General features: G+C 52.6%; 10 protein-coding genes and 1 tRNA gene. 10 read left to right on the top strand and 1 reads right to left on the bottom strand.

Features of this window, described 5'->3' with window-relative positions; translation table 11 throughout:
* The first annotated feature begins 263 nt into the window (after positions 1-263).
* Positions 264-917, top strand: coding sequence for an HD domain-containing protein (locus tag MKY64_RS16310; protein ID WP_036725340.1), 654 nt, complete (start codon positions 264-266; stop codon positions 915-917).
* A 91-nt stretch (positions 918-1,008) separates the two neighbouring features.
* A complete protein-coding gene (locus tag MKY64_RS16305) occupies positions 1,009-2,460 on the top strand; it encodes a DEAD/DEAH box helicase (protein WP_340954286.1) in 1,452 nt (483 codons plus the stop codon).
* 367 nt (positions 2,461-2,827) lie between these two features.
* Here MKY64_RS16305 and MKY64_RS16300 read toward each other — a convergent pair whose 3' ends face one another.
* Positions 2,828-4,543 (bottom strand): ABC transporter ATP-binding protein, encoded by a 1,716-nt coding sequence (locus tag MKY64_RS16300; protein ID WP_036725333.1) that lies wholly within the window; start codon positions 4,541-4,543, stop codon positions 2,828-2,830.
* A 219-nt stretch (positions 4,544-4,762) separates the two neighbouring features.
* Here MKY64_RS16300 and MKY64_RS16295 point away from each other — a divergent pair, with 219 nt between their 5' ends.
* The 8 genes from MKY64_RS16295 (at position 4,763) to MKY64_RS16260 (ending at position 12,507) form a co-directional block, all read left to right on the top strand.
* Positions 4,763-4,867, top strand: a complete 105-nt coding sequence (locus tag MKY64_RS16295; RefSeq protein WP_209874443.1) for a YjcZ family sporulation protein — start codon at positions 4,763-4,765, stop codon at positions 4,865-4,867.
* 291 nt (positions 4,868-5,158) lie between these two features.
* The gene (locus MKY64_RS16290) at positions 5,159-6,391 is read left to right on the top strand and encodes a CynX/NimT family MFS transporter (RefSeq protein WP_340954284.1); all 1,233 of its coding nucleotides are present in this window, start codon (positions 5,159-5,161) and stop codon (positions 6,389-6,391) included.
* A 157-nt stretch (positions 6,392-6,548) separates the two neighbouring features.
* On the top strand, positions 6,549-7,559 hold the full coding sequence (locus MKY64_RS16285; RefSeq protein ID WP_340954280.1) for an ABC transporter substrate-binding protein: 1,011 nt from the start codon (positions 6,549-6,551) through the stop codon (positions 7,557-7,559).
* A 124-nt stretch (positions 7,560-7,683) separates the two neighbouring features.
* Entirely contained in the window at positions 7,684-9,294 is a 1,611-nt protein-coding gene (locus tag MKY64_RS16280; RefSeq protein WP_340954278.1) for a helix-turn-helix domain-containing protein, read from the top strand.
* Between the two features lie 103 nt (positions 9,295-9,397).
* Positions 9,398-9,481, top strand: a tRNA-Leu gene (locus MKY64_RS16275).
* Positions 9,482-9,776: 295 nt separating this feature from the next.
* Positions 9,777-10,022 (top strand): acyl carrier protein, encoded by a 246-nt coding sequence (locus MKY64_RS16270; protein WP_076078321.1) that lies wholly within the window; start codon positions 9,777-9,779, stop codon positions 10,020-10,022.
* A gap of 13 nt (positions 10,023-10,035) precedes the next feature.
* Positions 10,036-11,364, top strand: coding sequence for a hypothetical protein (locus tag MKY64_RS16265; protein ID WP_340954276.1), 1,329 nt, complete (start codon positions 10,036-10,038; stop codon positions 11,362-11,364).
* Positions 11,365-11,397: 33 nt separating this feature from the next.
* Positions 11,398-12,507 carry a hypothetical protein gene (locus tag MKY64_RS16260; protein WP_339223898.1) on the top strand — a complete coding sequence of 370 codons (1,110 nt, stop codon included), beginning with the start codon at positions 11,398-11,400 and terminating at the stop codon, positions 12,505-12,507.
* The last annotated feature ends 488 nt before the right edge of the window (positions 12,508-12,995 follow it).

Below are 12,995 nucleotides of genomic sequence, written 5' to 3'. Positions count from 1 at the left end.
AATTTCGGTAAAATAAAAAACGCGCCGGACCCCATGGTCCTGCGCGCTTATCTATGCCGCAGGGAGGTCGAACGCGAAATGCGCTAGCCCTCCCTGAATGAATTCAGGTGTGCTAACGCTGCTTGTGATGATGAAGCTGATTCGTTATGATGGACAAGCGGTTCATGCGAATCAATTCCCTTCCGGCTGGATTACAGCACATTATAGCGGATCAGGAGCAACCGCGCAAGACCTGCATTATTTTCCATAAAGGAGCAATCATAATGAATCATACAGAGCTGATTACAGCAGCAGAGAACTTCGCGAAGGAGCAGCTCGGCCAGGATACCACCGGCCATGACTGGTTCCATACTAACCGGGTGCGGAATACTGCGGCGCTGATCGCAAGAATGGAAGGGGCGAGTGTGGTCATCTGCACGATCGCTGCCCTGCTGCATGATGTAGCAGACGAGAAGCTGAACCCCTCCAAGGAGGCGGGGCTGCTCAAAGTACAAACATGGCTCACCGCACATCTGCCGGATGAAGCTGCGTGCAGGCATATTATGGAGATCATCGGGACAATGTCCTTCAGCGGCGGCGGGGGCGAGCCCATGTCAACGCTGGAAGGGCAGGTGGTCCAGGATGCGGACCGTCTGGATGCACTCGGGGCGATCGGCATCACGCGGACGATGGTTTTCTCCGGTGCGAAGGGCCGTCCGGTCTATGATCCGGAGATTCCCCCGCGTGACGAATCGCTGAAGAAGGAATACCGCGATTATTCCAAGGGTACGGCGGTCAATCATTTTTATGAGAAGCTGCTGAAGCTGAAGGACCTCATGAACACCCCGTACGGCAAGCAATTGGCGGAGGAGCGGCACCGGTTCATGCTGATTTTTCTGGAGCAATTCGATAAGGAATGGAATCAGGGGGCGGAGTAGGTGTTATAATGGAATAATGCGCAAGATGGATGGAACGCGGGCTGGCCCCGCCTGAACCGGAACAATCAGCATAGAAGAGGTAGAATATAATATGAGTGAAGAACAAGTACAGTTTAGTGATTATGGTCTGAATGAGGAGATTATCCGCGCGCTGGAGGTTCTGAAGTATGTGGACCCCACCGAGGTGCAGCGGAAGGTGATTCCGGTAGCGCTGAAGAGGCAGGATTTGATCGTCAAGTCTCAGACCGGCAGCGGCAAAACCGCAGCATTCGCCATCCCGCTCTGCGAGCTGGCCGACTGGGCGGAGAACAAACCCCAGGCGCTGGTGCTGACCCCTACCCGGGAGCTGGCCCAGCAGGTGAGAGAGGATATTACGAACATCGGGCGCTTCAAGCGGATCAAGGCGGTAGCCTTGTTCGGCAAGCAGCCTTTTGCCCCGCAGAAGCTGGAGCTGACCCAGAAGACGCATGTCGTTGTAGGCACGCCGGGCCGTGTATTCGACCATATTGAGCGCGGTACGCTGAACCTGAGCCGGATACAATATCTGGTGATTGACGAAGCGGACGAAATGCTCAGCATGGGCTTCATCGAGCAGATCGAGAAGATCATTAAGCAGCTGCCCAAGGAACGTGTAACGATGCTGTTCTCGGCGACACTGCCGGAAGTGATCAAGAATCTGTGCCGGAAGTATATGACGGACCCGGTGGATATTGAGATTGAAGCCAGCGGAATTACGACAGCATCGATTGAACATGCCTTGATTGAGGTTGTACAAGCTGCCAAGTTCGGACTGCTCAGCGACCTGCTGACGGTGGAGAACCCGGATAGCTGTATTATTTTTTGCCGGACCCAGGAGCAGGTGAATGCCCTCTTCCGCGGGATGGCCGACCTCGAATATCCGGTGGACAAGATTCACGGCGGCATGGAGCAGGACGAGCGGTTTGAGGTGATGAATGCTTTTAAGCGGGGCCAGTTCCGTTATCTGATCGCCACCGACGTTGCAGCCAGAGGGATTGATATCGAGAACATCACCCATGTCATCAACTACGATATCCCGCTCGAAAAAGAGAGCTACGTCCACCGCACCGGCCGGACTGCCCGCGCAGGCAAAAGCGGCAAAGCCATCACCTTCGTGACGCCGAACGAGCACAAATGGGTCAAGGAAATTGAAGGCTATATCGGCTTCAGCCTGCCGGAGATGAAGGCTCCCTCGGACGATGCCGTGGCCTATGCCAAACCTGCCTTCGATCTGAAGCTGGGTAAGCAGCAGGTCCGCAAAGCCGGCAAAACCGAGGTCATGAATCAGGACATCATGAAGCTCTATTTCAATGGCGGCAAGAAAAAGAAGCTCCGCGCGGTGGACTTCGTCGGCACCATTGCGAAGCTTGAGGGCATTTCGGCTGAGGACATCGGGATCATCACGATTCAGGATAACGTGACCTACGTCGATATTCTGAACGGTAAGGGATCACTCGTATTGCAGACGATGAAAGAGACTACCGTGAAGGGCAAGCTGCTGAAGTGCCATATTGCCAAAAAATAAGCTGGAGCAGTTAAGACATGTAACACTGCTTTCTTCTAAATCAGGAGCCTTGCGGACTCCAGAGGCCTTATTAGGCGGAAAAATCTGTTTTTGGGTAGTTAACGGACTCCAGAGATGTTATTTGCCTGAAAATGCGCTTATTGGACTTTTAATTGAGCAATAAGCGCTCTGGAGTCCAAAAGACGGGAAAAAGTGAGCAAGATTTGCACATAACGGCTCTGGTGTCCGCTACTATCCGAAGTGTCGAGTTTTATCTGAACAAAAAACCCTTCCGCGCAGCCTTAGGCTGCGCGGAAGGGTTTCATTTGTATATAGACCAGCTTAACCAGCCGTTAGAGTCCTGCTCTGCTCTTAACTCTTCGATATTCTAAGCATTGTACTGCGCCTGATACAGGCGGCTGTACGTGCCTCCGGCGTTCACCAGCTCCTCGTGGCGGCCTTCCTCGGAGATGCCGTCCTCGCTGACAACAACGATCCGGTCAGCGTTCTTGATCGTCGTCAGGCGGTGGGCAATGACCAGCGTGGTGCGGCCCACCGAGAGGTCGGCCAGTGACTGCTGGATTGCTGCTTCTGTCTCGGTGTCGAGGGCCGAGGTAGCCTCATCCAGAATCAGAATCGGCGGATTCTTCAGGAACATCCGGGCGATGGCCAGGCGCTGCTTCTGTCCGCCGGACAGCTTGACGCCGCGTTCGCCGATCACAGTGTCCATGCCATTCGGCAGGCTGTTAATCAGCTCCTCCAGGCGGGCCTGACGGGCAGCCTGCCAGATTTCCGGCAGCCCTGCATCAAGCTTGCCGTAGGCAATATTCTCACGGATTGTGCCGGAGAAGAGGAACACGTCCTGCTGTACGATCCCGATCTGCTTGCGCAGCGAGCTGAGCTTCATATCCCGGATGTCGATCCCGTCGATGGAGATCGCGCCGCCGGTCACATCGTAGAACCGGGGGAGCAGGCTGCAGATGGTTGTTTTCCCCGCACCGGAGGGTCCGACGAAGGCAATCGTCTCACCGGCGTTAACACTCAGGCTAATATCCTCCAGCACCTTGCGGTCGTCTTCATAGCCGAAGCTGACATTGCTGAAGCTGATATCCCCGCGAAGCGGGCCAACCGCTACTGCATCCGGTTTGTCAGCGATATCCGGCTCGGTATCAATGACTTCCAGATAACGTTTGAAGCCGGCAATCCCCTTCGGATAACTCTCGATTACAGCATTAATCTTCTCAATCGGCCGGAAGAAGACGTTGGACAGCAGAATGAAAGCGACGAATTCCCCGATTTCCAGCTCTCCCTGAATGAAGAACCACGCCCCGCAGACCATCACTACAATAGTGATCAGACGGGTCATCATATAGCTGACCGACGAGCTTTTGGCCATCAGCTTGTACGCCATCAGCTTGGTCTCACGGAACTTCTGGTTGTCCACCGCGAACAGCTCTTTCTCGAATTCTTCATTGGCAAAAGACTGGACCACGCGGATGCCGCCGACATTATCTTCAATCCGGGCATTGAAGTTTCCTACGTTGCCGAATAGACGGTGATAGGTTTCAGTCATGCTGCGTCCGAAGTGGATAATGACCCAGGCCATAATCGGCACGATGATGAAGGTGATCACGGCCAGCTGAAGATTGATATCGGCCATCAGCACAAATGCGCCGACCAGCGTCATAACGGCAATGAACACGTCCTCCGGCCCGTGATGCGCGACTTCCCCGATATCGTTCAGGTCATTGGTTATTCTGCCGAGCAGGTGACCTGTTTTATTGTTGTCGAAGAACCGGAAGCTGAGCTTCTGGATATGATCGAACATTTTTTTGCGCATATTGGTTTCAATATTAATGCCCAGCATATGCCCCCAATAGGTAACGACGTAATTCATCGCCGTATTGAGCGCATAGATCCCGAGCAGGGCAACGCAGGCAATCAGAATCAGCGGCCAATCCTGGCCCGGCAGCAGATCATCAATGAATTTATTGACAGCCACCGGAAAAGCAAGCTCCAGCAGACCGGCACCCACCGCACAGGTGAAATCAAGGATAAACAGCTTCTTGTAAGGACGGTAATAGGAGAAAAAACGACGCAGCATCTCTTGTTCACTCTTTTCTGTAATATGTTATGTATCTGGTTATTGAGATTGATTCTCAACTGAACCTATGTTTAGGATACTAAAGCGGGTTACACGTTTTGTCAACGGTGAGAACATTTAAATTAGAAATATACTGCGGAATTCATTGCCGTTTAACCCATACCGAAAAGCGGTTTTATACATATTTTAACAGTATACGGGCATAAAGGAGGAGTTAACATGAGCGAAAATATTGGGGGATACGGCGGAGTCTTCACTTCAACTGGAGCGATTCTGGTTCTGTTCATCCTGCTCGTCATCATCACTAAATCCTTCTGTCTCTAATTCTGTTTCACCTGTTGCCCTGCCGCCGGCCCTGAGACCGGCGGTTTTCTTCAAATATAAGAATTTATATGTTGCACACGATAACTTATCCTTCTATTTCTCGCTGAAACGGTACCGTCCTTTAAAAGGACGGCAAAGCCGTTTCCACTTGTGGCTAGGAGGCTGCTCCATCAAGCGATATGGTATAATGAAATAATGCGCCTTGGTTGAAGGGCGTAATACATATAGCGGCTGTATTCACTGACAAGCTCCGGGCTTGACGGGTGCTTTGCTGCGACCTGGAGGTACAACATGAAGCTCGGCCGTGAAAATAACAAGAGGACAAGCCCGGCCTTGTCCTCATCTGCTGCGGATATCCGCAGCAGATGGATGCTCGTCACCGGAATCAGCTGTGTGGCCGCTGCCCTGCGCGCCCCGTTCACTTCCGTCGGACCTCTGCTGGAGATGATCCGGGATGACCTGGGGTTGTCTAATACTCTGGCGGGAGCGATTACGACTTTGCCTTTACTGGCTTTTGCCCTGCTGTCACCGTTTGCGCCCCGGCTGGCCCGCAAGCTGGGACTGCCCAATATCCTGGTGCTGGCCATGCTCACGCTGTCCATGGGAATTCTGGTTCGTTCGGCTTCCGGCACGGTAACTTTCTTCGCAGGTACGGCGATGATCGGTCTGTCGATTGCCGTCTGTAATGTGCTGCTGCCGGGACTGATCAAGGGGAAATTTCCGCACCGCATCGGTCTGATGACCGGAATCTATACCGTGTCCATGAACATATGTGCAGCGGCTGCTTCGGGGCTGAGTGTTCCCTTGGCCACCCGTGCGGGGCTGGGGTGGAGAGGAACGCTGGCGCTCTGGTTCATGATTGCTGCACTGGCTACAATTTTCTGGATTCCGCAGCTGAAGAGTCTGGGCACAGGGCAGGCAGGCACTGCATCCTCTTCAGCGGCAAGGGTCTGGCGCTCCCCACTCGCCTGGCAGGTTACGCTGTTCATGGGGCTGCAATCCTTGCTCTATTATGTGCTGATTGCCTGGTTTTCGGTGATCCTAGGTGAGCGGGGGATGTCTGCCGGCCATGCCGGCTGGGTTCTCTCGCTGATGCAGCTGGCCCAGCTGCCGTTCACCTTCTTCGTGCCGCTCTGGGTGGGAAGGATGAAGAGCCAGCGGCTGCCGGTGGTGATAACTTCGGTTCTGTTTATCACGGGCATCCTTGGCGTCTGGTTGGGCAGTACCGCACTGATGGCATTATGGGCTATCTGCATAGGGATTGCCGGGGGCTTCGCCTTCGGTCTGGCGATGATGTTTTTCAGCCTGCGCACCCGGACCACACAGGAGGCCAGCGAGCTGTCAGGGATGGCTCAGTCTGCCGGATATTTGCTGGCGGCGGCGGGACCTGCACTGTTTGGCCTGCTGCATGATGCTGCGGGGAGCTGGAATGTACCGCTTGCGCTGCTTGTCTTAGCAAGCGTACTGCTGTTCGCAGCCGGTATGGGGGCCGGACGCGACAGATATGTGGGAGACCGGTTATAAACGATGGGCCCGTCAGCTTGGCGGGGTCAAACTATAAGTTTGTATAAGATTTTCGCAGAGAAAGTGCATTGAAAGCTGATCCTGGCATGCTACTATTGTGTTTAAGATCATCTGAGAATGATTATCAATGAAATTAGACACAGGAGTGAAGAGAGACATGAACAATTGGGGCCTGAAAATCATTTGGACCGCTGTACTTATCCTGGCAATGTCCGCTATCGCGGCCTGCGGAACGAATAACAAGGCTGCGGACGGCAAGAATGTCCAGACAGGAAATGCGGCAGCTGCCAATGCAGCTCCTGCAGAGACTGGCGGAGCGACAGCTTCAGAAGGGGAAACACGGACGGTAACCGGGGAATTCGGGGAGGTGGAGATTCCGGCGAACCCTCAGCGGGTAGCGGGAATCTACGTGGAAGATTACTTGAAGGCGCTTGGCGTCACCCCGGTGGTGCAGTGGTACCATCCCAGCTGGGGCAAGCAGGATTATCTGAATCTGGATGTGCCTGAATTTGATATCAGCGGCAGCATAGAAGCGCTGCTCGATAAGAAACCGGATCTGATCATTACCGATGGCGGTGCAGATGCCGCTAAGGTTGAGCAGTATTCCCTGGTAGCCCCAACCTACCGCCTGCCGGAGAGCGTATTGCAGGATTCAAGGCTAATCCTTACAGCGGTTGCAGACGCGCTCGGTATTCCTGAGAAGGGGAAGGCTGTACTGGCCGAATATGACCAGAAGGTAGCAGACGGCAAAGCCGCATTGCAGCAGGCCTTGGGACAAGAGAAGGTGGCTGTGATCCGGCTTAATGTGGCAGACAAAACCGTTGCTCTTTTTGGAGTCAAAAACCGTTTTACCGGTGTGCTCTATAATCAATTCGGTCTGACACCTGTCCCTATGGCCGCTGAGATGACGGAATTTCAGTCGATCATCTCCGAAGAAGTGATCCCCGAGCTTGAAGCGGATCATATCATTGTGTTCCCTGACAACGGGAATTGGGATACTGCGGCCAACCAGGAGGCGATCCAAATTCTCGATGCCCCTCTGTGGAAGAACCTGCCTGCGGTCAAGAACGGAAACATTTACAGGATGGAGCGTTCGCACTGGCAATCAGGGGGGATTACGGCCAACCAGATGAAGCTGGATGATCTGCTTAAGGTAATGGTGAAGTAATTCAGCGTTAAGCGATGGTGAGTCTATAAGCGAGAAGAAGGTCTATCCGCAAGGTTGATAGATCTTCTTTTTTGTTTTACACTGGAGTATATGATAATGATTCTCAGTCAGGAGGGGCGGCAGAATGACCGAACAGTTGCAGGAACACACCAGGAGAAGGCTGCTCCACAGCCTGATGAATATAGAAGCGGTGACCCGGTCCCCATCCGGGAATGAACAGATCGAAGTCTATCCGGAGCATACCTTAATTATTGTGTCCGAAGGGCAGGGGTGGCTGAAGGCAGAAGACAGAAGGTATTCTTTGGAAAAAGGGGCCGGGTTCCTGATCGAAGCCGGATCACTGAACCGGATTCAGGCCGGCGAGCAGGGGATCAGCTGGTACCGGATGGAGTTCGCGCTGATTCCCGCAGGGCACGTCAAGCTTGGCACCGGAGATAAGGGGCAGGAGGAACATGCAGAATATTTGCTCTGCCCGGGATATCTGGATTGCCGGCCGTTCTCCCAGTGTGCCCTGCTGCTGAATTCCATCTATTATAGCTTCCGGCGCCCGGAGGATGTGGAATGGTTCGCGGCCCAGACCCGGTTCCAGGAGCTGCTGCTGTTGATTATGCGGGCGAATACTCCGGTACTGAAGGCTAAGGATGACCGTGAGGCCGTGGAAGCCTCGATCCGCTATATGGAAGAGCATTGCAGTGAACCGTTATCTGTCGATCAGCTGGCTGAGATTGCAGGGATCGGGCGTGCGCGTTATACGCAGATTTTCAAAGAAATTACGGGCCGGATGCCCTTGGAGCACCTGAACGGTCTGCGTATTGAACGGGCACAGCAGCAGCTTCTGCTGACCCGGGACCGGCTGCATGAGGTGGCCCTGGCTGCAGGCTACAGCAATGAGTATTATTTCAACCGGCGCTTCAAAAGAACAGTAGGGGTGACTCCCGGACAATACAGAAGCCTCCATCAGGAGGGCGTCCGGGTATTTGCCCCTTTTCTGGAGGATTATCTGCTGGCACTCGGCATTACTCCGGTCGTGCAGTATTGCCATGCCAAGTGGGGCAAGCAGGAATACCTCGGGCTGGATCAGGTTCCGGCGTTCGATATCTCCAGCGGAGACTGGCAAGGACTCATCCGTTACAGTCCTGAGCTGATTATGCTGGATGACGGCTTCCAGCGCTGGCAGCTGGGGGAATGCAGCCGTGTCGCCCCGCTGTTCCGGCTCCCGTTCCATCAGGAGGACTGGCGTGCCACGCTCCGCAGCGCAGGTGCAGTCTTCGGGAGAACGGGTCGGGTGCAGGAGGTCATCAGCGATTATGAGCAGCAGGCCCGGCAGGCAAAACGTCAGCTCAGCCGCAGCGTCCGGGGGCAGACAGTGGCACTGCTGCGGATTTCTGCCCATGGCATTGCTCTGTATGGCAGTGAGCATCTGGGATATGCAGCGGGTGTCCTCTATGAAGATCTGGAGCTGGGGCGGAATCCCCTGGTACGGCAGCTCACCCGTGGACAGAAGTGCGTGAGCCTGAGCCCTGAAGAGCTGTCCGGCTTGAACACAGATCATTTGTTCATTACGTTCGACCGGCAGGAAGGTGAGGGGCGGGAACTGCTCGATACCCCAATCTGGAGAAGCCTGCCTGCAGTACGCAACCGCTGCGTGTACGAGGTGGATTTCATGGCCTGGATGAATTACGGTGTCCTGTCGCATCAGCGGAAGATCGCGGATGTGCTGAAGGTATTGGCTTAAGGCACACCTCCCTACAGAAATACACACAAAAAAAGCTTGCAATTCCCGGCCAAAGAGAGTATATTCTTAATTACGGTGATTGAATCACTGTAATACATAATATGCGGTCATGGCGGAATTGGCAGACGCGCTGGCTTCAGGTGCCAGTGATAGCAATATCGTGGAGGTTCGAGTCCTCTTGACCGCATCATAGCTTACAATACAGGTTCTTGCTTGGCATTTATGCCAGCAGGGACCTGTTTTTGTTTGGTATTTTAATGATTAGTTCGTTCCCCGCTTAAACAGCGGTCCGTTCACGCAGCGTCCACCCAAGTGCTCAAGCGGATCTTACTCCAAACAGTAATCTCTCAGCTGCAATCAATCCAATAAAAATCCTATACATATCATAAAAATGTGAGTTAGAAGCCGGAACCCTGAGGCTGTATCATAACTAGTAAGCAAGGCTGTTTATTTAAAATTCATGATGCGAGGAGAACGGTGATATGCAGGATACCATTGTGCGGATCTTGAGTGAAATTAAGAACAATCCCGAGCTGTTGCTCACTGCCACTGAAGCCACCGATATTGTGAATGAGGTAGGTCTGGATTCCCTGCAGATGATTAATTTCATTCTCCGGATCGAAGACGAATTTGAAATTGAGTTTGATTTTGATCACTTTGCCTATGAGGATTTCCAGTCGATCGGGGATTTCATGGGGTTCATCACAGCGACGCAAACTGCTTCTTAAGGAGGCTTCATGGATGAAGTCAACCGTGGTTCTAGGCACCTTTGATTCTGAAGCGTGGTGGCGGAGTCCGCATGGATCTATGCTTCCTTCTATGAACAGCAGCCAAGCTGTGACGATGGGCATGGATGAATTGTTGTTTCCGTTATGTAAGGAGCAGGACATTCTGTTCACCCGGCAGCCCATGGACGAGCATCTTAGAAGCTATTTATCGCTGCTCGGCTATACCTTCACCAATGTTCATTGCAGAAATCCCATTCATGCGGATGACTACAGGCTGCATGTGTTTGATCTTCTAATGGCTGATGCAGGCTACTACCAGCAGCTACTCCCGCAAGATGCTCTGATCTCTCCCTATTCTATTCTGTCCGATACCAGTGAGTTAGTGCGCAGGTTCAATTTCGGTAATCAGTTTCCCCCCTTAGATACAGTTCGAGCTGTGAATTCAAAGATTTATTCTCATGAACTAAGACAAAGATTGGGCATTCGCAATAGTTCTTCTATAGCTGAAAGTTCTGAGGAACTGCTGACCTACGGGCTTCAGCTGCTACAGACCGGACAAGTGCTGGTGAAGGACCCGCTGGGTGTCTCAGGCAAAGGCAATATGTTAATTTCAAGCGAGAGAATGCTGAAGAGAATTGCCGCCTATCTGCTAGAGCAAGAGAGTAGGGGCAAACAAACACAGTTCATAATCGAACCCCTGCTTGATAAAACCGAGGATTTCTCCTGTCAGCTGTTCATAACAGAGCAGGGGGATGTGCAGTACATCTCTGTTCAACAAATGGTAAACGAATCCTTCTCCTATTCAGGCTCTTATCCCGCCGATCCCGGGTTCATTGAGATGCTCTGGAAAAACAATTATTTCAGCATTATGGAATATGCCTGCAAGGACTTGTTCGAGACAGGCTATCACGGCGAGGTATGTATAGATTCCATGCAGCTGGCAAGCGGTGAGCTGGTGCCCATCGTTGAGATTAATGCCAGAAAGTCCATGGGGCTGATTAATCATCATCTCAATAACGATTTACAGCAGTATTCCTTGTCCAGCTTTTTGACCTTTATCCCGGCAGGCTGCGCTGCGGAAGTGACCATGCTGCACGTACTGGAGGTTCTCCAAGCCAACGAATTGTTGTTTACGCAAGAGAACAGGCAAGGAATTATACCGCTGGGTGCAAACACGCTGTTCGGCTCCGGCAATACCGCATTTGCTGACGCGGAGTCTGAATGGAGGAAGGGGAAGCTTTATGTAGCTGCTCCCTATGCCTCTGATGTGAGTGAAGCATTCACGCTAATCCAGCGGGTGAAGGACGTCTTGAAGTCTCTAACCATTAAGGTTTATAACTGACCAGTCTTGATCGTAAAAAGAGGGAGCTGACAAATGATTACCATTTTATGCTCATCTGTCGCATTGGGAGTCTATACGCCCGCAGTCCTGTTACGTGACGAGCTAAGCAGGTCATATGAGGCCGATCTGGAAGTGCTGGAGAGCCTGTATCCGCCCGAAACGAGACTGAAATTAATCGAAAATAAGAAGGTTTTCTCTACCAGGTTTGATGTAGCCAAGCTGGGTCACAGAATGATTAGGGATATCACACCGAATCTGGACCCGCAGCTGGTAACCCGGCTTTTAGGCAAGTGGGCAGAAGAGAACCGGAGGGTGTTTATGGTTTTCTCGGGATTCTGGATGCCCGTTCTGGAAGAGTACGCGAAGAGTTACCGCAAGGATGTGCATGTCGAGCTGATTCATATGGACGCGGTCATATCTCCATCGTGGAAGCTGTATTCCAACAGTATCCGGAATGATCTGTTTACGGTGAACGATGTCTGGTTTTTTGACGGGGCGGCTGGGCGGGTGAATTACAGTATTTCCATGGGTCATGCTGCCCCTAAAGACTATAAGGAACGTGACAACCGGTTCGTCATCCATGGCGGCGGCTGGGGAATGGGGACCTACAAGGAGACGGCAGCAGAGCTGAATCACTCCCTGGATTTGAACATCGTCATTCATGAGTTGACGGATGATCAGGCTTATGGACCCGACCACCGTTACTACATGGTGAAGCCGGGCTGGTCGCCCTGGATGAAGAACGACGAGAATGAATATACCCTGCCGCCATTCGGTGAAGTTATCAATCATTGTTTTAGCGAGGATACCGGGGTGAAGCATAGCTTCTATCAGCTGATCTGTAACTCGAAGGCTATTATCAGCAAGCCGGGGGGAGGAACCCTGCTGGATTCGCTGGAATCCTTCACGCCGGTTATTTTCCTGGAGCCGCTGGGTGAGCATGAAGCCTGCAACGCGGAGCTATGGGAGCGGCTGGGTTTTGGCATAAGGGATGAGCACTGGATGAGTATGGGGTGTCCGCTTGAGGTGCTGGAGACATGCAGTGAGAACCTCAAAAGCTATAAAACTCAAGTATTACATTACGGGAGGTGTTTTGATGAGACAGCCGCAAACATCCGTAGTTCTGGACCGGGATTCCTTTGAGCGCCTGAAAAAAACCATTAAACATATGTCGGTCACGCATAAGCAGGTTCATCTCAATCCTGCGTATTCCACGAATCTTCCGGTCGAGGTCGGGCTTAAATTAACCAATGGCTGTAATCTGCGGAGCGACCGAGCCTAGGTTGAGTAACTTAGCAGGTGGAACCCCTGCTTGGAAAGGCGAAAGCCACGCCACCAATAGCGAGTCTTGGAGCGGCAAGGGTAACCCTGCCGTTTAAGCGTAGACAGTTAGGATGCAGGCCTGAAAGTGATGGAGCCTCGAAATGCAGCAAACGGGAAGGTCGACGGGCTCACTTTCCCGGAAGACAACATGACTCCAGCCGAAAAAAAAAAAAAAAGGCGAGGATGGAGGAGCTTCCCCGGGGTCGAAGAGCCAGGCATGTATACCCATGGTTACTCAGCAACTCGGGAGACCCTGACGCTCTTCTGCGAGAGAAGTACTATTTAGGAACCTTTGCAGGAGTATGGCA

It is taken from the genome of Paenibacillus sp. FSL R7-0210 (assembly GCF_038009085.1).
In the GTDB taxonomy this organism is placed as follows: domain Bacteria; phylum Bacillota; class Bacilli; order Paenibacillales; family Paenibacillaceae; genus Paenibacillus_AQ; species Paenibacillus_AQ silagei.
This window is presented reverse-complemented; position numbering and strand designations above follow the sequence as displayed.